Origin of the sequence: Mesoterricola silvestris (genome assembly GCF_030295405.1) — a bacterium.
GTDB lineage: Bacteria > Acidobacteriota > Holophagae > Holophagales > Holophagaceae > Mesoterricola > Mesoterricola silvestris.
Genome location: NZ_AP027080.1, coordinates 2,196,642 through 2,222,958, shown reverse-complemented (window position 1 = coordinate 2,222,958; position 26,317 = coordinate 2,196,642). Strand labels below are relative to the sequence as shown.

General features: G+C 68.0%; 20 protein-coding genes and 1 riboswitch. Of the genes, 10 read left to right on the top strand and 10 right to left on the bottom strand.

Annotation, left to right across the window (positions count from 1 at the left end; all coding sequences use genetic code 11):
- Positions 1–65: 65 nt before the first annotated feature.
- A complete protein-coding gene (gene ltrA, locus R2J76_RS09595) occupies positions 66–1,346 on the bottom strand; it encodes a group II intron reverse transcriptase/maturase (RefSeq protein WP_316411877.1) in 1,281 nt (426 codons plus the stop codon).
- 1,116 nt (positions 1,347–2,462) lie between these two features.
- On the opposite strand from ltrA, the gene R2J76_RS09590 reads away from it, so the two are divergent.
- Both R2J76_RS09590 and R2J76_RS09585 read left to right on the top strand, forming a co-directional pair.
- On the top strand, positions 2,463–2,651 hold the full coding sequence (locus R2J76_RS09590; protein WP_316415625.1) for a hypothetical protein: 189 nt from the start codon (positions 2,463–2,465) through the stop codon (positions 2,649–2,651).
- A 100-nt stretch (positions 2,652–2,751) separates the two neighbouring features.
- A complete protein-coding gene (locus R2J76_RS09585) occupies positions 2,752–4,326 on the top strand; it encodes a methyl-accepting chemotaxis protein (protein ID WP_316415624.1) in 1,575 nt (524 codons plus the stop codon).
- Positions 4,327–4,332: 6 nt separating this feature from the next.
- On the opposite strand, the gene R2J76_RS09580 is transcribed toward R2J76_RS09585, so the two are convergent.
- The 7 genes from R2J76_RS09580 to R2J76_RS09550 all read right to left on the bottom strand — a co-directional run bounded on the left by R2J76_RS09580 (position 4,333) and on the right by R2J76_RS09550 (position 12,178).
- Positions 4,333–5,088 carry a LytR/AlgR family response regulator transcription factor gene (locus tag R2J76_RS09580; RefSeq protein ID WP_316415623.1) on the bottom strand — a complete coding sequence of 252 codons (756 nt, stop codon included), beginning with the start codon at positions 5,086–5,088 and terminating at the stop codon, positions 4,333–4,335.
- Positions 5,079–6,071, bottom strand: a complete 993-nt coding sequence (locus R2J76_RS09575) for a sensor histidine kinase (RefSeq protein WP_316415622.1) — start codon at positions 6,069–6,071, stop codon at positions 5,079–5,081. Before R2J76_RS09575 ends, R2J76_RS09580 begins: the two co-directional genes overlap by 10 nt.
- Before the next feature lie 5 nt (positions 6,072–6,076).
- Positions 6,077–6,712, bottom strand: a complete 636-nt coding sequence (locus R2J76_RS09570; protein WP_316415621.1) for a hypothetical protein — start codon at positions 6,710–6,712, stop codon at positions 6,077–6,079.
- 182 nt (positions 6,713–6,894) lie between these two features.
- Positions 6,895–7,650 carry a LytR/AlgR family response regulator transcription factor gene (locus tag R2J76_RS09565; RefSeq protein ID WP_316415620.1) on the bottom strand — a complete coding sequence of 252 codons (756 nt, stop codon included), beginning with the start codon at positions 7,648–7,650 and terminating at the stop codon, positions 6,895–6,897.
- Positions 7,651–7,948: 298 nt separating this feature from the next.
- Positions 7,949–8,746, bottom strand: coding sequence for a hypothetical protein (locus R2J76_RS09560; RefSeq protein ID WP_316415619.1), 798 nt, complete (start codon positions 8,744–8,746; stop codon positions 7,949–7,951).
- Positions 8,747–8,793: 47 nt separating this feature from the next.
- A complete protein-coding gene (locus tag R2J76_RS09555; protein ID WP_316415618.1) occupies positions 8,794–10,284 on the bottom strand; it encodes a ComEC/Rec2 family competence protein in 1,491 nt (496 codons plus the stop codon).
- 4 nt (positions 10,285–10,288) lie between these two features.
- Complete coding sequence (locus tag R2J76_RS09550) at positions 10,289–12,178, bottom strand: hypothetical protein (protein ID WP_316415617.1); 1,890 nt, start codon at positions 12,176–12,178, stop codon at positions 10,289–10,291.
- A gap of 586 nt (positions 12,179–12,764) precedes the next feature.
- Between R2J76_RS09550 and R2J76_RS09545 the strand changes: the two genes are divergently transcribed.
- Positions 12,765–13,691 carry a hypothetical protein gene (locus R2J76_RS09545; RefSeq protein WP_316415616.1) on the top strand — a complete coding sequence of 309 codons (927 nt, stop codon included), beginning with the start codon at positions 12,765–12,767 and terminating at the stop codon, positions 13,689–13,691.
- Here R2J76_RS09545 and R2J76_RS09540 read toward each other — a convergent pair.
- Positions 13,688–15,460 carry a two-component system sensor histidine kinase NtrB gene (locus tag R2J76_RS09540; RefSeq protein WP_316415615.1) on the bottom strand — a complete coding sequence of 591 codons (1,773 nt, stop codon included), beginning with the start codon at positions 15,458–15,460 and terminating at the stop codon, positions 13,688–13,690. The two genes, R2J76_RS09545 and R2J76_RS09540, sit on opposite strands and share 4 nt — an antisense overlap.
- Positions 15,461–16,557: 1,097 nt before the next feature.
- On the opposite strand from R2J76_RS09540, the gene R2J76_RS09535 reads away from it, so the two are divergent.
- The 4 genes from R2J76_RS09535 to R2J76_RS09520 are packed head-to-tail and all read left to right on the top strand — an operon-like array spanning position 16,558 to position 21,399.
- On the top strand, positions 16,558–18,144 hold the full coding sequence (locus tag R2J76_RS09535) for a methyl-accepting chemotaxis protein (protein WP_316415614.1): 1,587 nt from the start codon (positions 16,558–16,560) through the stop codon (positions 18,142–18,144).
- Between the two features lie 55 nt (positions 18,145–18,199).
- Positions 18,200–19,453: a porin gene (locus R2J76_RS09530; RefSeq protein ID WP_316415613.1), complete on the top strand. Its 1,254-nt coding sequence runs from the start codon at positions 18,200–18,202 to the stop codon at positions 19,451–19,453.
- Positions 19,454–19,477: 24 nt separating this feature from the next.
- Positions 19,478–21,016 (top strand): flavocytochrome c, encoded by a 1,539-nt coding sequence (locus tag R2J76_RS09525; protein ID WP_316415612.1) that lies wholly within the window; start codon positions 19,478–19,480, stop codon positions 21,014–21,016.
- 38 nt (positions 21,017–21,054) lie between these two features.
- Complete coding sequence (locus tag R2J76_RS09520) at positions 21,055–21,399, top strand: cytochrome c3 family protein (RefSeq protein WP_316415611.1); 345 nt, start codon at positions 21,055–21,057, stop codon at positions 21,397–21,399.
- On the opposite strand, the gene ribB is transcribed toward R2J76_RS09520, so the two are convergent.
- Positions 21,378–22,007, bottom strand: a complete 630-nt coding sequence (ribB, locus tag R2J76_RS09515) for a 3,4-dihydroxy-2-butanone-4-phosphate synthase (protein ID WP_316415610.1) — start codon at positions 22,005–22,007, stop codon at positions 21,378–21,380. The genes R2J76_RS09520 and ribB overlap by 22 nt on opposite strands.
- Before the next feature lie 3 nt (positions 22,008–22,010).
- Positions 22,011–22,161, bottom strand: a riboswitch (FMN riboswitch).
- A 170-nt stretch (positions 22,162–22,331) separates the two neighbouring features.
- On the opposite strand from ribB, the gene R2J76_RS09510 reads away from it, so the two are divergent.
- From R2J76_RS09510 to R2J76_RS09500, 3 genes are all read left to right on the top strand, one after another.
- On the top strand, positions 22,332–23,165 hold the full coding sequence (locus R2J76_RS09510) for a helix-turn-helix domain-containing protein (protein WP_316415609.1): 834 nt from the start codon (positions 22,332–22,334) through the stop codon (positions 23,163–23,165).
- Positions 23,166–23,348: 183 nt separating this feature from the next.
- Positions 23,349–24,602 (top strand): porin, encoded by a 1,254-nt coding sequence (locus R2J76_RS09505; protein ID WP_316415608.1) that lies wholly within the window; start codon positions 23,349–23,351, stop codon positions 24,600–24,602.
- A 12-nt stretch (positions 24,603–24,614) separates the two neighbouring features.
- Positions 24,615–26,294 carry an FAD-dependent oxidoreductase gene (locus tag R2J76_RS09500; protein WP_316415607.1) on the top strand — a complete coding sequence of 560 codons (1,680 nt, stop codon included), beginning with the start codon at positions 24,615–24,617 and terminating at the stop codon, positions 26,292–26,294.
- Positions 26,295–26,317: the final 23 nt, after the last annotated feature.

The following is a 26,317-nucleotide window of genomic DNA, read 5'->3' as shown; positions in this document are numbered from 1 at the left end:
AGGTCGAGTAGCGCGGGGGAACTGCCCCCCCGCGCCCTCACGGATCCGGACGTGAGACTCTCACCTCATCCGGCTCGTCCTGCCCAGCCTCCAGGTCGTATTCCCAGGGTCCAGTGGTAGAACAGCCCTTCTTGCCGCTGGTGGGCAATGTCGCCCAACCAACGAAAGGCTGCCGTCCAGTCCCGGTGGAACCGCTTGTATTTCCGTTTGGCCCAGCGGGCCAGGACCAGATTCAGGTAGTCGAGAAGTTCCAGGCACTCCGAGCGGTGGAACCGCCCATAGTAGTTGACCCATCCCCTGACGATGGGATTGATGAACGAGGCAAGCTCGCTCAGGGTCTTGGTGTTCATCTTCGTCGTCAGTTTCCACTCCCGGATGGCTTCCCGAGCGGCCTTCTTCGCCTTGTCGCTCATGGCCGGATTGAAGCCCACAAAGAGCTTTCCGTCCCGGGTCTTCACCGACCGCCCCCGAAAGGTGTAGCTCAGGAAGTCGAAGGCCGTGTGGTCATGGTCCCCCGGGCGCGAATCGTCCTTACAGTAGACGATCTTCGTTTTCTCCGGGTGGAGTTCCAGCCCCTTGTCCTTCAATCGCCTGCGCACCCCTTCCAGGACGTATTTGGCCTGGGCCAGGCTCACGCAATGGATCACCGCATCGTCGGCATACCGCTCGAACGGGACGTTCGGAAAGACCCGCCCCATCCAGGCATCGAACGCATAGTGCATGAACAGGTTGGCCAGCAATGGGCTGATCACCCCGCCCTGCGGCGTTCCCGCCGTCCGTTCCTGCAGGGTTCCGTCCTCCCGTTGGGCCGGGGCCTTGAGCCACCGTTCCACGTACAGGGGGATCCACTTCAGGGCCGAATCCGACTCGGTATGGTGCCGAACCGCCTTGAGGATCAGGTCATGCGGCAGGTTATCAAAGAATCCTTTGATATCCAGATCGATGACCCAGTCCAGGCGCCAGCAGCGCTCCCTTGCCTTTGCTACGGCATCCAGTGCCGAACGACCCGGCCGATAGCCGTAGGAGTCCTCGTGGAACATGGGTTCCACCAAAGGCTCCAATACCTGCTTGGCTACCATCTGGGCCACTCGGTCCGCCACGGTCGGAATGCCCAAGGGTCTCGTCCGGCCGTCCTTTTTGGGAATCTCCACCCGCTTCACCGGCGGCGGGAAGTAGCTGCCCGACGACATCCGATTCCAGATCTTGTAGAGGTTGCCCTCCAGATCCTTGTCAAACATCGACAGGGTTTCTCCATCCACGCCCCCTGCTCCCCGGTTGGCCCGGACCAGACGCCATGCCTCGGCGACCTGTTCCCTGGAAATGCTGTAAGGCTTCGCTTCAGACACGTGCTCTTCCCCCGGAGGGTTGACCCGCATTTGAAGCCGGACAGGCCGGTCCCTTGGCTCCACCCGCATTACCGGGCATCGTCGCTACTACGGACCGGTCCGCCCCGGCGCCCCGCTTCGGTACTCTCGCCCTACGGGGGACTACCCCTCGGACTTCTCCCTTGGCATCGGGACGCTCGGTTCCCACGTTCCACACAAGAGCCTGGACAGGGCTCGCGCCGCTTCTACGCCGGCCACCGCCCGGACCGTAAGCAGGTCCCTTCCGGGCTTGGTCCCAGGACTTCATCCGGAGCCTGGTTTCGATGGCTTTTGATCTCTTTCGACGCCTCATCAGCGGTTCACTTTTGTTCGCCTTCCCTGTCCCTACCTGACGGGGGTTCCCCCGCCTTTTCCGGGTCCGCTCACCACCTGGGGTGTCACCCCCACGCAGCGCCCGGTGGTTTGGGATCTGGCCCTGCAGCCCGACCCCGGGGGGCCTACCCCCATCTCTCATGCAGCACAGCTGCTATCTCTCAGGTTGTTTTATTTGGACCTCCTGGGAGATGAAGCGCCTTTCGTGGCGCACGGATGAACGCCGATGGATGGGATGAACGGGGATGGGTTCCGTTCCGAGCCCAGGAGGACCCCCCTCCCTTCCGCTCCGCGCGGGCGTCGGCACAAGCGGAGGAAAGCCTCCCCAGGACCCGGATTCCGGGATTTCCCGGACCAACCACCGGGAATCCAATGCGATCACTTTAATCACCATTTCCAAAACCCCGGCAGCCCCCCTCACACCTGTTCACAATAATATACTTATCACTTACCCCGACGCGCCGAGTGCAGCTTTCCCCTTCATCCCCAAGGGATCTTGCGACCAGAATTCAATCAATAGCTTGTATTCCAGCCCCACATCGGCAATAATTTTTCATCCTGGTCCTGCGAGCAAGCGTGGCGGAGAGATCGGATACGGATCCAAGACCCCATGGGCCCTGCAGTCCCGCGAACGCCTTTCCGGCCCTGGCCGGCGCATCCGGGAACGGCCTGGCCACCCCGGGGTGCAATGAACGGCAACGGCATTTCCACCTCCCCCACCAGGCAAGGGGTTCGTGGGGGTTCCGGCCCCATGCGGAGTCCACGATGAAACGGTCAACCCGGCCCTACGTTCCCGTCCTGCTCAGCGAAATGGAGATCCACTGGCTCATCACCCAGCACGACCAGATCATCAAGGCGCAACCCGGCACCTGCCTGGGGTTCGCCAAGGGGTGGAACGAGACCCGGAGGGGCCAGCTGCTCAGTGCCTGGGACCAGACCGGCCGAGCCCAGTAGCGGCCTACGCGGCACCCGGATCCCGGATCCGCCCACCTGGACCTTTACCCGCCCCCATGGCCCGTCGAACCGGCCCCGGGGCCCGATCCCAAGGAACGGAATGAAGCTCTCCCTCTCCACCCGCCTCTGGCTGATCATGGGCTACGCCTCCGCAAGCCTGGCCGTCCTGGCCCTGCTCGGCCTCGCCTCCCTCAATTCCAGCCTGAACCAGGAACGCCGGTCCCAGATCACCACCCTGCTCCACACCGCCGAGAACGTCTGCGCCCACTTCCACGAATTGGCCCAGAAGGGCGAACTCACCGAGGCCCAGGCCCAGGCCAAGGCGGAGGAGGTCCTGGTGTCCCTGCGGCACGAGGACACCTACTACTTCGTGCGGGACGACAAGGACATCATGCGGGTCCACGTGAACCCCGCCCGCATCGGCAAGGTGGACCCCGGCTTCAGGATGCCCGACGGCCGGACCTCCGGTGAGGTGGGCCGGGCCCTGCTGGCCAACCAGCGGATCGCGTTCATGGAAATCAGGAATGCGAAGCCCGGCGGCCAGGAGCTGTTTCCCAAGCTTAATGGACTCATCGAATTCAAGCCCTGGAAGTGGGCCATCGGCATCGGGTTCTTCACCGATGACATCCAGTCGGCCTTCTGGTCCCAGGCCTGGCGCCAGCTGCTCATCGGAGGGCTCCTCCTGGCGGGCATGACCGCCATGGCCACCTGGGTCGCCCGGAGCATCCTCGGCCAGCTGGGAGGGGATCCCGCCTACGCCACCGACATCGTCCGCCAGATGGCCGCCGGGGATTTCCGCATCAACATCCGGCATTCGGGAAGCGCCGACAGCCTCCTGGGGGCCATGGGCCACATGGAGAAGGATCTCCGGGTCATGATCCAGGGCATCATGGACGTCTCCACCCAGTCGGCCTCGGGCACCACCGAGCTCTCCGCCGCCGCGGGGGAACTCAACGACACCACCCTGGACCTGAGCCGGAGTTCGGACCAGCAGCGGGAGGCCATGCTGTCCTCGGCCTCGGCCCTGGAGGAGGTCACGGCCTCCATCCGGGCGGTGTCGGACCGCCTGGCCACGGCCCAGGCGCTGGCGGCGGATTCCCACAAGGTGACCGAAGGCGCCATCGTCCTGGCCGCCGACACCACCCGGACCATGGACGGCATCCGCCAGAGTTCCGAGAGCGTCAGCCGCATCACCACCGTCATCGCGGATATCGCCCGGCAGACGAACCTGCTCTCCCTCAATGCCGCCATCGAGGCCGCCAAGGCCGGGCAGCAGGGCAAGGGCTTCGCCGTGGTGGCCGAGGAGATCCGGAAGCTCGCCGAGCGCAGCGGGGCCGCCGCCAAGGAGATCGCCGCCCTCATCGATGAGAGCGGCCAGTGGGTGCGCGAGGGCGCCGCTTCCGTGGAGAAGGTGGTGCAGAGTCTGGAAGCCATCCGCGACAATGCCCGGGAGCGCGCCTCCGGCGTGGTGGCCATCACCCTGGCCATCGAGGAGCAGGCCAAGGCCAGCGAGGACGTGAACAAGGCCGTGAGCATGACGGCCAGCCTCACCGAACGCAACGCCTCCGCCGCCAACCAGCTGGCCGCCAGCATCACCGAGACCAAGCGCACCATCGACGACCTCGCCTCCCTGTCCACCAAGCTGCGGGACCTGGTGCACGGGTTCCGGGTCTGATTCCGCTCAGCCGTTCAGGCACCGCCTCAGGGCCGGCATGCGTTCGCGGCTCACGGGCAGGCGATCGCCTCCGGTGGTGGTGAGCTCCCCGCTCCCCCCGTCCTCCACCTTCACTTCCCGCACCGCGGCCAGGGCCACCATGGCCCCGCGGTGGCAGCGGAAGAAGGCGGGGGAGAGCAGGCCCTCCAGTTCATCCAGGGTGCGGTCCAGGGGGAAGCGCCCCTCGGCGGTGTGGGCGAACAGGAGGCGGTTCTCCGTGGAAAGGTGGGTGACGTCGCCCCAGGCCAGGACCCGCAGGCGGCCCTTCCGGGTGACCATGAACCGCTCCGGGGCCTCGTGCCTGCGCGCGGCCTCCAGGGCCTGGAGGAGGGAACCCACGTCGGGCTGGGCCAGGAGGCGCCCTTCCACGCGCCTCAGGGTTTCGTCGAGCCGGTCGGCCACCAGGGGCTTCATGAGGTAGTCCCAGGCCTCCCACCGGAAGGCCTCGATGGCGTGGTCGCCGTAGGCCGTGACGAAGACGATGGGCGGGAGCCGCAGGTTCTCGGCCCGGGCGGCCCTCAGCAGCCCGAAGGCGCCCGCGGGCGGGAATTCGATGTCCAGGAAGAGCACGTCGGGGCGGATCCGCCGCAGCAGGTCCAGGCCCGAAAGGCCGTCCTCGGCCTCCCCGAGGCAGACGCTGCCCGGCCGGAGCTGCTCCAGCATGGCCCCCATGCGGGAACGGGCCAGGGGTTCATCCTCGATCAGGGCATAGTTCAGGGGCACAGGCTCAACTCCACGGTGCAACCGGAATCCACCTCCGGCCATTGTAGCCGGCCGCCGATGGCTTCCAGGCGCTGGCGCACGGTGCGCAGCCCGATGCCCTCCGGGGCCCCGGGCTGGCGCCCCACGCCGTCATCCACCAGGCGGATCAGGGTCGGCTCCACGGCCAGGTGGAGGCTGCAGGGGCCCACCTTCCTGCGGAAACCATGCTTGAGGCTGTTCTCCACCAGGGGCAGGAGCAGCAGGGGCGGAATGGGCTGCTCCCGGCAGGCTTCCGGCAGGCCGAGGCTGAAACTCAGCCGGGCCCCGAACCGGATCTTTTCCAGCTCCAGCAGGTGGCGGATCAGGTCCACCTCCTCGCCCAGCGTCCAGGTCTCCCGCTCCAGGGCTTCGAGGATCCGCCGCAGCAGGAGGGAGAGATGCTCGATGGCGCGTTCGGCATCCCGGGGGGATTTCGACACCAGGGAAGCCGCGGCGTTGAGGGCGTTGAAGAGGGTGTGGGGGCTGAGCTGGGATTTGAGCGCCACCAGGTTGGCCCGGGCGCGGGACTGTTCCAGGGTCCGGGCCAGGGCCACCTGGGCCGTGGTGCTGCGCACGCTGACCACCAGGCTGGAGAGCAGGAGCCCCATCACCACCACGAAGAAGGCCGACAAGGGCAGATGCAGGACGCGGTAGGACGTCACGAGCAGGATGGCCACCAGGACCGCGTAGACCAGCATCCACTTACAAAGCGACAGGATGGCCGCCCAGCCCGGGTCCAGGTCCGGCGGGTGGGCCTGGATCCAGGGGCTCAGCAGCTCGTAGCTCCCCCAGAGCACCACCGCGCAGACCGCGCCCACCCCGAAGCTGATCGCCATGTAGGTGGGCGAAGGCCCCGTCAGGAGCGCCTGGGCCAGGGCGCTGGGCAGGCCCCCCAGCAGGATCGCCCGGGAAACCCAGCGCAGGAACCCGCCCGGAAAGGGGCGGATCCCCGGATTCCAGTGCACGGAGCTCACCACCGCCCCGTCACCGCCACCTGGGCGATGAGGGCCCTGCGCACCTCCGTGGGGGTCTCCCAGGAGAAGGAGGCGAGCCCCCCGGCGGTGGGGCCGTCGTACTGGGAGAGCACGGCCCGGGTTTCCACGCCCACGTTGCGGGTGATCTGGTACCCCAGCCCCAGGGCCACCCAGGGGCTGACCCGGTTCTCCCGGGTGTGGGAGCGGCGGCTTTCCGAGCCGTACGCATCCCAGCGGTAGGAATTCTCGAAGTACTGGAACCACTGCAGCACGCCGGCCCCCGCCAGCCCGTAGAGCCCCTTGCGCGCATCGGCGCCGAAGGCGTAGAGCAGGTCCGCCCCGAGCCCCGCCGAGAAGAAGGTGCGGGCCTCCCGGTAATCCGAATGGAACCGGTGGTACGAGGCCACGCGGAAGATCTCCAGATCCAGGCGGGGCCTCACCGCAAGGCGCTCCCCGCCCCCGAAGGTGACCTGGAAGCTGGTGCCCAGCCCCACCTTGTCGTTGAGGTCGGTTTTCAGGCCCTCCAGGGGCACGTCCAGGGAAAGGGCCCCCCCGAACTGCACGGGCCGCTGCCCGGCGAGGCTGAGGCCCAGAAGCAGAAAGGGCATGAGGCGGCTGCGGCGGAAGGTCATGGAAACTCCTTGGGAATGAACGCACGGTTCCAGCAAGGATCCCCCTGCCCCGGCCAGGCCGGCCCCGGGATCGGACCAGGCCCCCAAAAAACCCGACGGACCGGGGTCGGGGCGGGACCGGCGGGGGCCTGACAGGGCGTGCGATGGCGGCAGTATACCCCCCCGAAGGCCCGCGCCGGAGGTCAGATGACGGCCCGGGCGGCACCCGGGCCCCGCAACCGGAAGTGCTCCCGCAACCGGGGCGCCCCCCCGCGGCTGGCCTCCAGTTCCTCCCCTCCAGCCAGGCGCACCAGCACCCTTCCGCCCTGGGTGGATTTGAGGCCGAGCACCGCCTCCAGGCGCACCAGCAGGTGCCGGTGGATGCGCAGCAGCCCCCAGCCGGGGAAGGCCCGTTCCACGTCGCCCAGGGTCTTCCATTGGGTGCGCAGGCGCCTTCCGGCATGGGCCCACACCACTTCGTTCTCCACTTCGAAATAGGTGGTCTTTTCCAGGTCCACGAACAGGAGGCCCTGCCCGGCCTGCACGGGGTACCGGGGCCGCCCGGGCGACGCCGGCAGCCAGCTGGGAACCTTGGGCCCCTCCTTCTCGATGCGCCTGAGGGCGCGCTCAAGCCGCATGGCCGTCACCGGCTTGGGCAGGTAGTCCACCGCATCCCATTCGAAGGCGTCCGCGGCATGGGCGGGGTTGGAGGTGGTGACCACCAGGGGCCACCGGGAACCCAGGGCCTTCGCCACCTTCAGGCCCCCCAGGTCCGCCAGGTTGGCGTCCAGGAAGACCGCGTCCACCTCCCGGGGCCGGCTCAGCCACTCCACCGCCGCGGCCCCCCCGCAAAAGGTGTTCACCACCACGCAACCGGCCCTTTCCAGGGGCCGCACGAGGCCCTCGTCGCCCAGCCCCTCATCCTCGACCACCACCACCAGCATCCGCACCGACCTCATCCAGCCACCCCGTGCCTGGGCGCGGCCAGCGGACCCCGGCCGGGACGGCAGAATCGGCCTCCCCCCGGACCGGGTCCGAAAAAGGTGAAGCTGCTGCCCATCCACGGCGATACTGGCATTTTCATGATTCCCTGGGGAAAAAGGGGTATTCCTGGAGCCCATAAATAAGCAAAGCCAAGGCCAAACAACCCTTTGCATGGCTGAACGTCGAAGGGAAAGGGTTGAATGTTGCATACCAAAGGTCCCGGGCGGTCTTTACCCATCCGGGGACCGTGGCGGGGCCGGGGAGAACGGCCGATTATGCCCAATTCCGCGCGAACCGGGTGGCGATTTCGTTGCGGTCGTAGGGCGCGTGGTCCGGGGCCGAAAGGGCGGCCAGGGTCGCCTGGGCGGCGCGCCGGACCTTGGCCTCCAGTCCCGCGATTCCCCCCGTGGCCAGCCGATGCTCGTCCGCGCAGCGGTCCACGGCGTAATGGACGGTATCCAGGGCCCACAGCACTTCGCCGGCCGTGCTGGGGGTCCGGTGGGGCTGGCGCAGCAGGGCGGCCACCAGGGCCCCCGTGACGCCCAGGAGCAGGGGGAAGATCTCCGGGCCGTTGTCCCGGGACCACCCCCAGGCCTTGCCCGCGAACCGGAGCATGTCACTGGCCTGGCTCTCCACCTGGTCCCGGTCCAGGCTCCCCGTCCCCCGGAACTGGGCGATGGCCAGGTGGGTCCGGGGAACCGGCAGCAGGCCCTCCAGGGCGGCCGCCCGGGACGAGGGGGAATCCAGGCCATCCAGGTCCCCCAGGGCCCGCAGGACGCCCTCCTCCAGGATCCCCCGGAACAGCAGGCCCGGCGTATCCGGCCACAGGTTCGCCGACCCCAGTTCCAGGAGACCGGACTGGGTGAGCCGACCGGTCAGCGCCAGCATCCGGTCCACCTCCTCGCTGGGCGAGCCGAAGGGCGGCGGGAACTGCCCGGCGGCGCGCTCCAGGAGCCGGCCGATCTCCCGTTCCTTGTCCCCCCGTTCGGAAGGGGAGAGGGGCACGATCTCGGCCCAGGTGCCCACGATCAGGTCCCGGGTGCCCGCCGGGTCGAGGAATGCATCCGCCATGGGGTCGTCTCCAGCAGGGGGCGGGCGCGGACCGCGCGGGGTCCAGCCTACGCCAAAGGGATCGAAAGTTCGTAGTAGAGGGGCTCCTCCTTCAAGGCCTTGAGGAAGCCGGCGCGCTGCGCCTTGTTCAGCGCTCCGAGGGTCCGGAGGGTGGGCGCCGCCGCCTGCACATCGCTGACCAGCACCCGGCCCCCGGTCTTCTGGGCGAGGCGCTCCATCAGCGGCTTGAAGGGCATCTGGGTCCAACGCTTGGCTTTTGCCTGGGCGACGGAGACCGGGACGGCGGCGACCAGGTCCTCGCTGGCCATCTGTTCCAGGCCCAGCTCCCGCAGGGTCGCGTTGTGGCTTCCGTGGTGACCCACCTTGTAGAACACCGTCCGCCGGAGCAGGTCCGCGCCGGTGACCCGGCTGCGGGTTCCGCCGGCCTCCGGGACCTCCCAGGTCACGTCCTGCCAGGACAACCAGTTTCCCACCTGGGCGTCCGCCGCGAAGAGCAGCACGCCGCCGCTCCCGGTGAGTTCGAAGGCCAGCACGAGGCTGGTGTTGTTGGTGTGGCTGTCCAGGTTCAGGGCCAGGGTCTCGGCCGCCGCGGTCCAGTCGTCGTCCACCCGGCGCCAGGCCATGTCCTTGGCGTCGTACACCTCCTGGATGAGCCGGGCCAGCTGGGCCGAGGGTGCGCGGCGGCCGGGGCCCCGGCAGAAGGAGGCCTCGAAGGGGCAGTCGGAATCGTCGGCCGTGGGGCCGGTGACCCGGTCGAAGGCCGCCCCAAGGCATTCCCCCTGGGCCTCATCCGAGACGAATTCGTAGACCTCCCTGCCCTTCCGGGTCGGGTCGCTGCGCTTGAGCAGGGCCTCGTTCCGGGGGGGGCCCACCGCGTAGACCCGGACCCCCTCCACGCCGGGCAGGGCCCGGGGCGGGTCCCCGGGAGCCAGGTAGCGGGTGCGCACCCCGTGGCGCCGGGCGAGGTATTCGAAGGCCGCGGCGGTCCTGCCGGCATCCGCGGAGGCCGCCCCCAGGCTCGCGGCTCCCTCCAGGCCGTAGAACTGCAGGAGATTGTCCACCCGGGCGCGCCGCTCCAGCATCCGGGCCGAGCCCGCCTCGCCCAGCTTCGCCAGGGCCGGGGAGGCCTTGGCCAGGGCGGCGAGCTTGGCCCCGCGCTCCCGGCGCAGCTTCTGGCCGAGCTTGTCGGTGGGATCCTCGGTCCAGGCGTACCACACCTCGTCGATGGCCATGCCGTCCTCAAAGAGGTCCTGGGCCTGCTCCCGGGAGAAGGCGGAGACGTGGTCCCAGTGGGCGTGGGTGATGACGGCCAGGTCCAGGTGGTCCCCGCAGGCTTCGCGGATGGAGCCCACCACCTCGCGCATCGTCTCCCGGGCGCCCGCGACGCCGGAGATCAGCCCGCAGTCGATGAGCACGTGGAACCCGCCCCCCTGGGCCCTGGGCAGGCCCAGCAGGAAGCAGTCCCCCAGGCCGTGCCGGTACATGCGGATCGTCACGTCCTTGCCGCCCTTGGTTCCCGATCCGTGCGCAGCGGTCATGGCGTCACCTCTCCCCGTGAAGGAGGCCGAAGCATTCGTCCTCGAGGTCCATTCCGCCCGGCGGGGGCGCTCCGAAATAGGTGGCCCGCAGCCCCACGCCCTCCAGGCCCCTGCGCCTGAAGTAGGCCCGGATCGCGGCGAGGCGCTCCCCGCTGTCGATGGGGCGCGGGATGGTGTAGCGCAGCCGGGGTTCCTTCCCTTCCAGGTCGAAGATGAGGGTGGCCCCGCCGCGGAAATCGAAGGTGCCCCGGTCCGGATCCTCCGGGTCCACGGGCAGCCTCCGCCGCTGGGCGACGGTGACCACCAGCTGCTTCAGCGTGGTCCCGGAGGGGCTCACCCGGAGCGCGGGGTACAGCGCGTGGACCTCGAAGGCCACTTCCTGGCGTTCGTTCAGGAAGATCCCCGGAAGCCCCGGGTCCAGGCTCAGCCCCGTGGTGCGCTCGAAGGCGGAACGGGTGACGGGGTCGGCGTCCGCGGCCAGGGCGGAACGGAGGTACTCGTGGGTGAACCGCCGGGCCTCCCGGAGCTTCTCGAAAAGCGCCTCCCGGTCCTGGAGGAAGAGCGTCTCCGTGATCCTGGAACGGAGGGCGGAGGCCGCCTTGGTCAGCACCTTCCGTTCGCGCGGATCCAGGTCCTGGGCCGCGTAGGGCCAGCGCAGCTGCTCCTCCGAGAGCACTTTGAGGCCCGCGGGGACGATGCCCCAGCGCCGGAAGGACTCGATGAGCGCCACCCGCAGGCCGATGCGGTCGTCGGGGACCATGTCGTGGTCCGCCGTGATCAGGGCCCGCAGGTAGTCCCCGAAGGTCAGGTCGGTCCAGGGGGTGTAGTCCAGGGCCCGGATGCAGACCGTCAGGAAGGTCCCCGCGGTCTTGTTGGTCTCCACGGCGAGACGATCCACCAGGTCCCCCCCGATGGCCCCGGCGGGGAGCACGCCGGTGCCGCCCGTGGCCAGGCGCAGCAGATCCTCGCACCGGGCCTTGTTCACCGCCAGGAAGGCGCCGAACACCGCCGCCACGAGGACGGCCCCCCGGTCGTGGGGTTCCTGGACCGTCCGGAGCCGCTCCGGGTCCGGCTCGATGGGCCTCCAGGCGCCCTTCTCGTCCCAGGTCCCGATGGCGCTCCTCAGGGCGCCGTACCCGCCCGTGGCTTCGCCGAACTCCCGGGCCAGCTCCCCCAGGAGGGAGGGCAGCGCCAGGTCCCCCCGGGTCTTGCGGATCTGGTGGCGGAGCACCTCCGGGAAGGTGAAATGCTGGAAGAGGGCCACCAGGTCCGCGAAGCCTTCATGGAAGGCCAGGACGTCCTCGTTGGTGTCCTCCAGGTACCGCCGGTGCAGCCCGTCCAGGAGGGCGTGGGTCGTTTCGTGGGCGATGATATCGCTGGAAAGGCACGAGAACACCATCCCCGACGGCCCCGGGAAGTACCCGAAGAGAATGGCCCGCTTGGCCGGACTGTAGTACGCGTTGGCCGCCCGGATGGCGTGGGGATAGAGGCGAAGGTGCTGGATGAAGACCTCCTTCTTGCCCGGCGGCCGCGTGTCGTCGTACAGGGGCGCCCAGAACACCGGGCGCCCCAGCGCCTGCTCGAAGTTGCAGATGGTGTTCACCGCCGCCGCATAGACCATCTGCTGATGGAACTGGGGATTCCCCTCCGAGGGCGGGAGCCCGTTCTGGGCGGCGATTTCCAGTTCATTGAGGTCCACGGGTTCGTACCAGCACTGGCTGGCCGCGTCCACGTCCAGGACCCGCACGTACTCCCCCGTGGGCCCCGGCTCCAGGCCCACCTCCCACGGAATCTCGAAGACCGCGTGATTGATGGAGGCGGTTTCCAGGTGAAGCGAGAGGCTCGGATCGAAGGCATAGCCCCGCAAACGCCGGAAAGGGGGCGGGTAGGCCACGGGCACTCCCTGGGAACCTTTCCTGGGGTTGGATTTTTCCATGAACGGCGGGTTGAAGGACCGTAGCATCGGCCGCCTCCCTATCCCCATCCACGGGCGTTCCAGCCATGGATCCCAGGGAATAACAATTACGATTTTAGTTATCTTTCCATGCTTTCTAGAGCATCTGAAATATATTGTTGATAGTCCAATTGTCAATATTTTATGACTTTTAATATTTGACCTGAAAATAAAATGACGACACAATGCGCCAAATTCTTCGTTTGGCGGCCTCGGCGTCAGGTGTGGCCAAAGGGTGAAAGCCTCCTTCTTATCCCGCAGGTTCCCGGATGCGCGTCCACCCTGACCCTGGAGGCGCTATCCGGCCGGGCCGGAATCCGGCCCCTTCGAACGCCGGAGGGTACTCCCCCACCCCCTCCCACCCCCCGAAATTTCCATGAACGGGCGTTTTCGGCCCCTGAACGGGTCGCGCCGGCCCGAATTACATGTTTAACCATTTTTATGCGTACCTTCGAACTAGCAATTGCTATTCGGGGGTTATGGACTATAGTTCCCTCCGTTCCCGAATCCCGAAGGAGGCCCTGCCATGGTCCGCTACGTGATCGTGATCGCCGTGCTCGCCGTGGTACTCGCGGTGCTGTTGTGCCGGGCGGCCCGTTCCACCTCCCCGCCCCGGATCCTCACGCTCGGGCCCTCCTTCTTCTTCTGGCTCGGCATGGGCTACCTGGTCCTGCTGCTGCTGGGCGCCGCGGCCTATGCCCACCTCTACCGGGACCCCAGCCCCTTCCTGATCCGGGGCGTACTGCCCGTGGCGGTGCCGTGGTTCGGGTCCCTGGGGGCGGTGGTGATCAGCCTGGAGGGCGTGTTCCTGAAGAACGGCCAATGGGATTCCCGTTTCAACTACTGGCACATCGGCCGGCCCCTTTTCGGCGCGGTGCTGGGAACCGTCTCGTTCTTCCTCTACCTCTTCATCATCAGCGCCTCGGGCACGCAGCCCAAGTTCCTGGATCCGGACCAGTCCACCACCGCGCTGGATTTCAACATGTACTACATCGTCGCCTTCCTCGTGGGGTACCGGGAAGCCACCTTCCGCGACCTGATCAAGCGGGTCACGGACCTGGTCCTGAAGCCCTCCACGCCCTCCGACCCCCTTCCCGACCTGGTCTTCCGCCAGAATGGGCAGGCCGTCCAGCGCCTTGCCTTCCCGTCCAACCCGGTGGGAACTCCCGTCCGCCAGACCCTCGAGCTCTGCAATGCCGGAACCGCGCCGCTCCGGTCGCCCCGCCTGGAAATCACCGGTCCCGGCCCCGAGACGACCCCCTTCTCCCTGGCCGGGAAACCCGGAAAGCCCGGCGGGGATCTGGCGCCCGGGGAGACCTGGACGGTGGACCTGGCCTTCACCCCCCCGGCCGCCCAAAGCTATGCCGCGGTCCTGAACGTGAAGGCGGATAACCTCCCTGCGCCCAGGACCCTTCCCCTCAGCGGAACCGGGATCGATTCATTACCCCACTAATGTTCCAGGGGAAGGAGGATGCGGAAGGAACTGCCCGCCCCGGCCCGGGTCGAGAGCGACACCGCGCCGCCGTGGGCCTGGGCGATGCCCAGCACCACCGGCAGCCCGAGGCCCCGGCCCGTGAACTTGGTGGTGTAGAAGGGATCGAACAGCTTTTCGATATCCCCGTCCTGGATTCCGGTCCCGTCGTCCGACACCTCCAGGCAGGCGTACTCCCGGGCCTGGGGTTGCCAGTTGATGGGGAACCGGTGCCCGGCGGGAAGGTCGCCGGCCGGGACCTGGCGGATCCGGACCTGGAGGGTGCCCCGGCCCGCATCCAGGGCCTCCAGGGCGTTGCGCAGGAGATTGGCCAGGGCCTGCCGGAGCTGGGGTCCATTGGCCAGGACCGTCGGCCCCGGCCGGGGGAGATCCTCCGTCACGCCCAGGGTGGCGGGAAGGCCGTCCCGGAAGGCGGCGAGAGCACCCCGGCACAGCTCCGAAAGGTCCAGGGGCGCCTTCTCCTGGGTCGTCTGCCCCAGGTACACCAGCATCAGGCCGCTCATCTCTGCCGCCCGGTCCGTGGCCTGTTTCACCCGGGCCAGGACGCGGGCGTGGTCCGTTCCCCCTCCGGCATGCCCCAGGATCTCCAGGTTGGTGAGGACCGTCTGCAGCTGGTTGTTGAAGTGGTGGGCGATGGCCCCCGCCATGCGGCCCAGGCTTTCCGCCTTCTGCAGCCGCTGGTTCGTGGCGTCCAGCTCCGCCCGCTCCCGCTCCGCCCTGCGCCGCTCCGTGATGTCGCGGGTGACGCTGAGGATGTGCGGGGCGTCATGGAGGTTGAGGATCCGCGCCGAGACCATGCCGATGAACCCCGTGCCGTCCCGGTGCCGGGATTCGAACTCCAGGTTCTCGCATTCGCCGCGGTCCTTCATGGCGGCCAGGAAGGCCCGGTGGTCCTCGGGATGGGTCCAGCCGCACACCTCCTGGGCCGAACGCCCCAGGATCTCCTCCCGGGTGAAGCCCGTCATCTGCAGGTACCCCTGGTTCACGTCCACCAGCACCCCATCCTCCAGCCGGATGAGGAGGGCCGCGTCCGGCCGGGCGTTGAACATGAGCCGGAGGTTCTCCTGCTCCGCCTGGTTGTCCGAGACCAGGCGCTGGTTGACCATCAGGATGAACCCGAAGGTCCAGAGGATGCTCGTGATGGAAGGGACGATGAAGATCATCACCTGGGGCAGCGCATAGTCCAGGTACGAGCGCATGGGCCCCGAAACGAGGGTGTACAGGATCACGAAGATCAATTGCAGCCCGGCGAACAGGAAGAGCCCTCCCGTGAAGGCGGAGACGGTCCCATAGCGCCCCTTGCAACTGCGGAAAAGGATCCGGGCGTTCAAAAGGGAAAACAGCGCGATTCCGCCGGACCCGACGATGGTCCGCCAGGCAATATCCTCGCGCACGAACAGGAAGAAATAATAGGCCGCCGCAAAGGAAAGGACCGAGCCATAGACAAAGGCCTTGGGGAGCCTTTCGCCCAGATAGCGGCTCGTCCCCACGAACAGGCAGGCCCGTCCCAGGATGAGCGTGGGGATGCTGATCACCGACACCCAGGCCACCGCGTCCACCACCGCGAGGGAAAGGGTCACGAACCCCAGGGACATGGCCAGGGACCCCAGGAGCCACCATCCGATGCCCCGGTAGGTGCCGTTGACCCGGTACTGGATGAACAGGGCCACCACCTGCGTGACCCCCACCAGACTCAGGATGAAGACCAGGGTTGGAACATCGAATTTCATGACAATCCTTGGAATATCGAAGGCCCCCCGGGGGACCCGCGCGACAGCACCGGAGAAGGGTTCCAGGAATCATCTTAATAGGTAATCCCCCACCCGCCTGAGCCCAGCCTTGCGGGAAGCGAATGGGCGTAGCAGGGCCCCAACGTCCCTCCCCCCATCCCGTCATCGCCGGTTTGTCCGGCGATGGCGACTGCAGGTTGGACATTTCGACGCTGACAAGCCTTCCCTGCCGGTGGCCGCGCCCGGTTCGTCCAGGCCCCCGGAAAAGGGCCCGGCCCATGAGGTTCCGATCCTTTGCGCCGACCCACCGGTACCGTCGGCTTCCGGTCCTCGCTGCGCTGCGGGCCGGGTCCTCCGGTTGCCGTAGCTCGGCCTTGGAGCCGTGGGGGACGGGAGCCCAGCGACAGCTCCGCCCTGGACGCTCGGATGGAAGATGGGGACAGGATGGACCTCCCGGTGTAAGGGCAGGTCTTTAATCGAGTATGTCAATACAGCAATGACAAAACAGGGATTGGGGACGGATTTCCTCACTCCCCGCAGGTCATCCCAGGCGATGGAAAGGGCGGCCCTCGTTCCAGACACCCCCCCTACTCCGAAACCGAGCTACGGCAACCGGAGGACCCGGCCCGCAGCGCAGCGAGGACCGGAAGCCGACGGTACCGGTGGGTCGGCGCAAGGGATCGGAACCCCATGGGCCGCACCCTTCCTCGGGAATTTGGACGAAAGGACCTGCGGCCACCGGCAGGGAATACGGGTCACCGCCCGAATGTCCAACCTGCAGCCGTCATCGCCGGCTTGTCCGGCGATGACGAAACAGGGCGAACATCTGGAACACGTGCGATTACCCAGCCAGGCCCCTGGAGGTGCCGGATCCGGATTCCATCCTAACGGGTAGGGAAATCCTAAAAATGTGAAGTTTATTCAAATCAAGAATTTCGGACTCGGGGACGGGCCCGGTCGCCCGGGGCCATCCCGCGCTGCGGGGCCCGGAAGCCCGGTTCCCGGAAATTCGAATCCATTTGTAATGTTCATAACCGGTTCTGCCGATTAGCAGTCGGCATCTGGATACCCAATCAGGGTTCTCGCGGGGAGGGGACGTGGCGAAGCCTAGCCGGTTTGCGGAGTTCATCCATTCCTTGTCAGGCAAGATCGTCGCGCTCACGCTGCTGCCGGTGGTCCTCTTCCTGGTGCTTCTGGGGGGCTACGTGGTGCCGCGGATCCGGGGGGCGATCCTGGATGGGCGCAGGACGGCCATCCGCCAGATGGTGGACCTGGTGATGACCGTGGCCACCCGGTTCGACCAGGACGTGGCCGCGGGGCGCATGACCCGGGAAACCGCCCAGGAGAAGGTGAAGGAGATGGTCTCCGCCATGCGCTATGACCAGACCAACTACTTCCTCATCCAGGGACCGGGGGGCGTCATGGTCATGCACCCCCTGCGGCCCGACTTCAACGGCAAATCCCCCGAGGCCCTCGGCACCACCAAGCTGGCGGCGGCCTTCGAGAAGGCCGCGGAGGATCCCGCGGGCGGGTACGTGGAGTACGAATTCGCCAAGCCCGGCCAGACCGGCACCTTCCCCAAGACCGGCTTCGTGCGCCGCTTCGCGCCCTGGGGCTGGGTCATCGCCACCTCCCTCTACGTGGACGACGTGGCGGTGGAAATGCGGGCCGTGAGCTTCGCCCTGGTGGGCATCTCCCTGCTGGTGTCGCTGCTGGTGGGCTACGTCGCCGTGCGTTCCGCCCGGAGGATCACCCGGCCCCTGGCCCAGCTGGTCACCGGCCTCCAGCAGGGGGACCTCAGCCGGCGCATCGAAGTGAGCAGCCAGGACGAGATCGCCCAGGCGGCGGAAGCATTCAACGAATACAACGGCCGCATGAAGACCATCGTGCAGGAGGTGGACCACTTCGCCGAGCGGGTTGCCTCGGGCAGCATGGAACTGGCGGCCTCCTCGGTGGAGATGGCCACCACGGTTTCCAATATCGCCCAGGTGAGCGAGGCCCTCAAGGAGGCCGGGGAAGGCGTGTCCAAGGCCATGGATCAGGTGGCCGGCAACGTGGACGCCATGGCCGAGCGCACCCAGGCCACCGGCACCCAGGCGGGTCAGGCCGTGCGGGAGGCCGCCCAGGGCGCCGAGGCGGGCAAGAGCGCCGCCACGGGCATGTCGGAGATCCAGGACGTGACCTCCAGCATCGTCAAGGCGGTGCAGGTGATCCAGGACATCGCCCGCCAGACCAACCTGCTTTCGCTGAACGCCGCCATCGAGGCCGCCAAGGCCGGCGCCCAGGGCAAGGGCTTCGCCGTCGTCGCCGAGGAGGTGCGCAAACTGGCCGAGCGCAGCCGCACCAGCGCCCTCGAGATCGAGGAACTGATCCAGAAGGCCCAGGAGACCGTGGGGGCGGGCGTCTCGGGCGTCCAGGCCACCCTCCGGAACCTCGAGGCCATCAGCACCCGCATCACCACCATCGCCACCAGCATCCAGGAGGTGGGCGGGCTGAGCGAGAAACAGGCGGCGGTCACCCGGGACGTGACGCGCATGATGGGCCACACCAATGACCGGTTGGCCCAGAACGCGGCCTCCACCCACGAACTGTCGGCGACCGTGGACGAGATTTCCCACACCGCGGAGGAGCTGGCCAAGGTTTCCCACGGCCTGAAGAAGGTGGTGTCCAACTTCAATCTCTGACCGGCGGCCGCCCCATCGCTTTTCACAGCCAAACCCTATTCCATGGAGGTGCAGCGTGAACGCGAAATACCTTCTGGTCACCCTGGCGGCAGCCGTGCCCTCAGGCCTGTCCGCCCAGGTGAGCGAGGTGCAGATCTACGGCACCTTCCTTCCCTTCGTGGACAACATCAAGACCCACGGCGCCACGGCGCCGGGCCTCTCCCCCGCCAACGGGGGCGCCACCCAGGTGGCGGCGTCGGCCTACATGGGCGACCTGGGCAATGTGCCGGCCCGCAACCGCATGACCTCGGGCACCTCGAACCTGGGCTTCCGGGGCAGCTTCCGGGTGAGCGAGAACCTGAAGGTGGTCTGGCAGATCGAAAGTGCCGTCAGCCCCGACGGGGACCCGCCCAACAGCCTCACCAGCCGCAACAGCGCCCTGGGCCTGGAGGGGAGCTGGGGCCGCGTCTTCTACGGGAACTGGGACACGCCCTACAAGTACCCCCTGCTCTTCGTGGGGGCGCTCCGGGGCCTGAACCCCTTCGATAACGCCCTCACGGCCAATCCGGGCTTCGGGGTCCCCGGCACCACCACGCAGAGCGGCCGGGTGAACGCCGCCGCGGACGCGGCCTTCAACCGCCGGCAGGGCAACAGCGTGCAGTACTGGAGCCCCGTGGTGAACGGCTTCTCGGGCCGGGTGGCCTATTCCCTCAATGAAGGCAAGACCACCGCCACGGCCACGGTGCCTTCCGTGAGCCCCGATCTGTGGTCCCTCCTCCTGAGCTACAAGGCGGGCGCCCTTTCCGTGAGCTACGGGTTCGAGCGCCACAACGACTACTTCGGCCTGGCCCAGCTGGGCGGCTCCGCCGGCGCCACGGCCACCAACACCTCCTCCCGGGACACCGGCCACGAACTGGTGGCCTCCTACGCCTTCTCCACGGGGACCAAGCTTTCCGCCATCGTGGAACGGCTGGCCTACGACACGGACGATTCCGTGGTGGGCAAGGTCAACCACTACCAGCGGGATGCGTTCTACCTGCTGGCGCAGCAGCGCTGGGGGGTCCACCAGGTCTTCGGGGCCTACGGCAAGGGCAACGCCGGCAGCGCCACCGTGGTGGGCGGCGGCCCGGCCACCACCAACGGCCTGGGCGGCGCCCAGTGGAGCGTCGGCTACGTCTACGCCCTCGCCAAAACCGCGGATCTGTATGCCTCGGTCTTCGGCATGAACAACGACCGCTCCGCCAGCTACGCCCTGTTCCCGCCCGTTGGCAAGGTCGCCCCCGGCGCCTCCACCACCGGGTTCGGCCTGGGCATCCTCTACACCTTCTGAACCCACCGGCAAAGGAGACGCGACATGAGCAATGAACCGAAGGAAATGAGCCGGCGCGGGTTCATGAGCACCGGCGGCGCGGCCCTGCTCGGCGGCGTGGTCCTCGGCGCCCTCCCCATGGGGGCCAAGGAACCGGCGGCGCCCAGCCCCCTCCCCCGCACCTGGGATGCGAGCTTCGACGTGGTGGTGGTGGGCACCGGCTTCGCCGGCCTCACCGCCGCCATCGAGGCCCGCCTGGCGGGGGCCACCGTCCTGGTCATCGACAAGATGCCCCTGCACGGCGGCAATTCCATCATCAACGGCGGCGATTTCGCCGCCGCCGGGAACAGCTTCCAGAAGGAGGCCGGGGTCCAGGATTCCCCCGAGCTGATGCTCAAGGACATGCTCCGGGCCGGCTCGTACCTGAACCACCCGGACCTGGCCCGCATGGTGGCCGAGCACTCCAACGAGGCCCTGGAATGGTGCCGCACCTTCATCGGCGCCAAATTCAACCGCCTCAATTTCCACGGGGGCCACTCCGTGAAGCGCTCGGTGCAGACCTACAACCAGTCGGGATCCGGGCTCGTGAACCCGCTCCTGGCCAAGGCCAAGGCCCTGGGGGTGGAGGTGCTGCTCCGCACCAAGATGATCCGGCTCATCACCGGCGGCAAGGGCCGCATCGTGGGGCTGGAGGTGCGCAGGAACTTCAAGTGGCCAGACGACGCCTCGGGCACCCCGGGCTTCATCAAGGCCCGCCGGGCCGTGGTCCTGGCGGCGGGCGGTTTCTCCCAGGACATCGCCCTGCGCCAGATCCATGACCCCCGCCTCACGCCGAAATTCGAATCCACCAACCACCCCGGCGCCACCGGCGAGGCCATCCTGGCCGCCTGCAGCGCCGGCGCCATGGATGTGCAGATGGACTGGATCCAGCTGGGTCCCTGGACCAGCCCGGACGAACCGGGCTTCGGCCACGGCCCCCAGGTGTGCGAGCGCATCGTGGGCTACGGCCTCATGGTGGACCCGGCCACCGGCAAGCGCTTCTTCAAGGAGACCGGCAACCGCAAGGAGCGGGCCGACGCCATCATCGCCATCGGCCACCCGGTCATCATCCTGGGCGACAGCTACGCCATCGGCAAGCAGGTGGTGCCCAAGGTGCTGGGCAAGGCCATGGAAGTGGGCGTCGTGAAGAAATTCGACACCCTCGAGGCCCTGGCGGCCGCCTACGGCGTGCCGGTCCAGCCCTTCCTGGACCAGGTGGCCCGCTGGAACGGCTTCGTGGAAAAGGGCAAGGACGAGGACTTCGACTGCAAGCTCTTCCCAGATTCCCGGACCACCGCCGCCGCCCCCTTCTACGCCATGCGCCTCTGGCCCCGGGTGCACCACACCATGGGTGGCCTGGTGGTGAACGTGGACACCCAGGTCATCGGCTTCGACCTCAAGCCCATCAAGGGGCTTTACGCCGCGGGCGAGATCACCGGCGGCGTCCACGGGGCGGTGCGCCTGGGCAGCGTGGCCATGGCCGACTGCGTGGTCAATGGCCGCATCGCCGGCCGGAAGGCCAGTGCCGAGAAGCCGTGGAGTTGACCATGCAACCCATCCGCCTGAAAGAGAGGGTTACCCCCATGTCGAATGCGATTCCCCTGCTCCTCGCGGGCCTCATGTCCCTCACCCTCGCCGCCGCGCCCCCCGCCCCCATGGCCGCCGATATGCACAAGGCCAAGGGGGTGAGCTGCGTGGACTGCCACGGCCCCGCCAAGGTGAAGACCTTCGTGCCCGCCCAGGTCTGCCTGCGCTGCCACGGCCCCGCCGAGGACCTGGTGAAGAAGACGGCCGCCGTGAAGCCCGAGAACCCCCACGATTCCCCCCACTGGGGCCCGACCATGGAGTGCAATATCTGCCACCGGCAGCACGAGAAGCCGGTGAACTGGTGCAACCACTGCCATGTCTACGGGTTCAAAGTGCCCTGAACCGCCAAGGCCTCGGCCTCCACGAGATCCTCCACCGCCAGGAGGGGAAAGCCGTGCAGCTCCGCGAACCGGTGCAATTCGGGCCCCCGCATCATGGTGCCGTCCGGGTTCATCAGTTCGCAGAGCACGGCCATGGGCCGGAATCCGGCCCTGCGCGCCAGGGCGATGGAGCCCTCCGTGTGGCCCTGGCGCCCCCGCAGCCCGTCCCGGTGCCCCCGCAGGGGGAACACGTGGCCCGGCCGGGCCAGGTCCCCCGGCACCGCCCCCGGGTGGATGGCCGTGAGGATGGTCACCACCCGGTCGTGGGCGGACACGCCCGTGGTCACGCCCTCCCGTGCCTCGATGGACACCGTGAAGGCGGTGCGGTTCCGGCTTTCGTTGACCTCCACCATCTGGGGCAGGTCCAGGCGCCGCGCCACGTCCTCCTCGATGCACAGGCAGACGATCCCGCTGCACTCCCGGATCATCATGGCCATGATTCTTTCGTTGATCTTTTCCGCGGGGATGATCAGATCCCCCTCGTTCTCCCGGCCCGGATCGTCCACCAGGACCACCGCCCTGCCCTCCCGGAACGCACGGACCGCACCTTCCACATCGCCCATCGGCATGGATCGCTCCTTCTCTCATCCGGACTCTCACCGTCGGCTCCGGATTTGGACCGGATCTGCTGACCCCGTGGTTGACGGGCGCTCGCGGGCTCGGTTGGTCCTCGGACCTGACCCTACCGCCGGTGGGGACTTTCACCCCGCCCTGAAGAACCTGCGTCGTTGCAAGACGTGCAACCCATCCAGTATGCCGCGCCCCGGCCCGGAGGGGGCGCAACTGCGTCACAACCCGGACCGGCGGTCCTTGTGACCGGATCAGGGGGCGTTTCAGGTATGATTTATGACAAGAGGGTCCACAATTCCCCCACCCCCCCGGCCCGAGCCCCCATGGAAACCCCGTTCGCCATCGCTGAAGTGAACCCCGCCAGCCACCGGCGGATCCGGGAGCATGGCCCCAACACCCTGCACCGGCATGGCTACCAGCAGGTGCTGGTGGTCACCGAGGGCGAGGGGGTCCATCACATCGACGGGGAATCCCACGAGGTGCGTTCGCCCCTGGCGATGCTGGTGGCCGAGGGCAAGCAGCACCTCTTCGTCCCCCGCAAGAACGCCCACGGCTGGTGCATCGATTTCAGCGACGATTTCCTGCCCCTGGACTCCAACCTGACCTTCTCCCCCTTCCTGGACCATTCCAACGTGCCCCTGGGCCAGGGGCTCCTCCTGGACCAGGCCACCTCCCTTTCCCAGCTCCTCCAGGCCACCTCCACCGCCCCGGGCCCCCACGCCCTGCCCGTCCTGCGGCACCTCCTCGCCGCCCTCCTGGAGCTGATCAAGGCCGAAAGCGCCCGCCTCGCCAGCCAGACCCGCCTCCAGCGGGCCTCGGACCTGGGGATCTTCCGGGAGTTCATGCGCCTGCTGGACCGCTCCTTCCTCACGGAGAAGGAGGTTCGGTTCTACACCCACGAACTGCGCGTCACCTCCAAGCGCCTCGGCGCCGCCTGCAAGGCCTCGGTGGGCCGGACGCCCCAGACCCTCATCACCGAGCGGTGCATGCTCGAGGCCCGGCACCGCCTGCTCAACGGCCAGGAAAGCATCCAGGAGCTGGGCGCCGAACTGGGCTACGACGCCCCGTCCCACTTCACCAAGGTCTTCCGCAAGGTCACCGGCGAAACCCCCTCGGCCTTCCGGGCCTCGAGGGGTCCGGCCCCCGAATTCCGTTAGCCGGAACCGAAATGTGCCAGCGGGCGGCACGTTCGTTACAGGACCCGGCCCGATAAAGAGATATCCTCATCGTGAATTGAGCGATGGTCGCCCGAAGCCCCTCCGTACCGCACGGATCCCGGGTTTCCGGACCCGCTGCGCGCATATCCGCGGAGGCCCGTGGCCTCGGCTTTGGGAGATCCCTTGAGAAAATCCGTCCTATACATCGCCGTTGCCGGGGCCGCCTGCCTCCCCTTCACCGCGTCGGCCCAGGCCAGCGAGGTGACCATCTACGGCACCTTCCTGCCGTTCGCGGACAACATCCGCACCACCGGCGCCACGGCGCCCGGCCTGTCCCCGGCCACGGGGGGCGCCAGCCTGGTGTCCGCGGCCGCCTACACCGGCATCAACCTGCCCGCCCGCAACCGGGTCACCTCCGGCACCTCCAACCTGGGCTTCAAGGGCGACTACCGGATCAACGAGGATCTGAAGGTGTTCTGGCAGGTGGAAAGCGCCGTGAGCCCCGACGGCGACGCCCCCAACGCCCTCACGAGCCGCAACAGCGCCGTGGGCCTCAAGGGCAGCTGGGGCACGGTGTTCTTCGGCAGCTGGGACACGCCCTACAAGTACCCCATCCTGTTCGTGGGCGCCCTGCGCGGCCTGAACCCCTTCGACAACGCCATCACCGCCAACCCCGGCTTCAATGTCCCCGGCACCACCACCCAGACGGGCCGGGCCAACAGCAAGGCCGACGCCTCCTTCAACCGCCGGCAGGGCAATAGCCTCCAGTACTGGACCCCCACCTGGAACGGGTTCTCCGCCCGGATCGCCTACTCCGCCGGCGAAGGCAAGACCGTGGCCAGCGCCACCAGCGCCAGCGTCACCCCGGATCTCTGGTCCGCCCTGGTGACCTACCAGAAGGGGCCCTTCGGGATCAGCTACGCCCACGAGCGCCACAACGACTACTTCGGCCTCGCCCAGATGGGCGGATCCGCCGCCGCCACGCTCACCAACACGACCTCCAAGGACGACGGGGACGAGCTGGTGGCCCACTACACCTTCCCCACCGGCACCAAGCTTTCCGTCATCGCCGAACGCCTCGCCTACAACACCACCGATTCCGTGGTGGGCAACGTCAACAGCTACGAGCGGGACGCCTGGTACGCCCTGGTCCAGCAGAAGCTGGGGGCCCACCAGCTGTGGGCCTCCCTGGGCTCGGCGGGCGCGGGCAAGACCACCCGCACCGGCGGGGCGCCCGCGTCCAGCGACGGACTGGGCGGCAGGCAGTGGACCGTGGGCTATTCCTACGCCCTGGCCAAGTGCGCCGATCTCTACGCCTCCTACTACTGCATGACCAACGACCGGTCCGCCTCCTACGCCCTCTTCCCCCCCGCGGGGACCGTGGCCCCCGGGGCCGACACCAAGGGCTTCGGCATGGGCCTGCTCTACACGTTCTAGGGAGAATGCGAAATGCGTGACGAAACGTCCAAGGAAGAACGAACCATCGATCCCCACACCCAGGACGCGTTGGACCGCGGCCTCTCCCGGCGCAGCTTCCTGGCGCGCACCACGGCGGGCGCCGCCGGCCTCGGCGTGCTCGGCCTGACCGGGCTGGCCGGGAAACCCGCGGAGGCCGCGGGTCCCGTGCCCACGGGCGCCGACGCGGGGCGGGGCGGGGTCCCCTCCTTCTTCACCAAGCCCAAGCCCATCGCGGACAAGGACATCAAGGCCACCAAGACCTACGATGTGATCGTCGTGGGCGCGGGCGCCGCCGGCGTTCCCGCGGCCCTGTCCGCCGCCGAGAACGGCGCCAAGGTGGCGGTCCTCCAGAAGCAGCCCATTCCCGTATCCCAGGGGAACACGGGCACGGGCATCGACCTGGAGAAGAGCGACAAGGCCGGCGTCGAGGCCCTGGTGGCCCGGATCATCAGCGACAACGCCCACCGCTCCAACCCGGCGCTGGTCCGCAAATGGGCCTACAACTCCGGCGAAGCCATCCGGTGGGTCATGGACCGTGCCCGGCAGGGAGGCTCGCCGGTGGTGGACCAGGGCAACCTGCTGCAGCAAGGCAACCTCAAGGTCAACGGCTACCCCCTGAACTACGTGTCCTCGTTCTTCGGGCCCAAGCCCTACACCACGGGCGACGGCATGCGCCACCTGGCCAAGACCGCCGAGAAGGCCGGGGTGGAGTTCTTCTTCAACATGCCCGCGGCCCAGCTGGTGCAGAACGCGGCGGGGGACGTCATCGGCGTCATCGCCCGGGGCCGGGACGGCAAGTACACCAGGTTCCTCGCCCGGAAGGGCGTCATCCTGGCCTGCGGGGACTACCAGAACAACGAGGCCATGTGCGCGTTCTTCATGCCCGACCTGAAGAACTTCCGCCGCAAGCAGATGGACCGCACCGGCGACGGCCACGCCATGGCCTTCTGGGCCGGCGGCGTCGTGGAGCCCATCACCCACTCCAAGGTGATGCACGACTTCGACGCGGGCCCCGCCTCCATGTGCGATATGCCCTTCCTCGCCGTGAACCGCGAAGGCAAGCGCTTCGTGAACGAGACGGCCGAGATGTCGGTCCTGGGCAACTACCTGCGGGACCGCAGGAACGCGGGCCACTACTGCCAGATCTTCGATTCGAACTACATGACCCAGGCCGCGTCCTGGCCGGGGCGCCTGGTCCCCCCCGAGGGGCTCAAGCACTACATGCCCGAGGACCCCGGCCCCAAGAAGGGCGTGTTCGAGTCCCTGGTGGACACCCACGTGGCCGACACCCTGGAGGAGCTGGCCCGCAAGCTGGGGATCGACGCCCCAACCTTCGTGGCGACGGTGAAGCGCTACAACGAGATCGTCGCCTCGGGCCGGGACACGGATTTCGGAAAGGCCGCCAACCTGCTGATTCCCGTCCAGAAGGCGCCCTTCTACGGCATCCACCGCAAGGTCGGGATCTCCGCCATCTGCGGCGGCATGCTGGTGGACGAGGAGAGCCGCGCCCTGGACGCCGACGGAAAGCCCATCAAGGGGCTGTACCTGGTGGGCAACCTGGGCGGCGGCTTCTACGGGGCCCCGGACTATCCCATGACGGTGCCCGGGCTTTCCCTGGGCCGCTGCTACACCTTCGGCTATCTGGCCGGCAGGCATGTCGCGAGGCTGTGAGGCCGGCCACCGCCTCCGCCTTT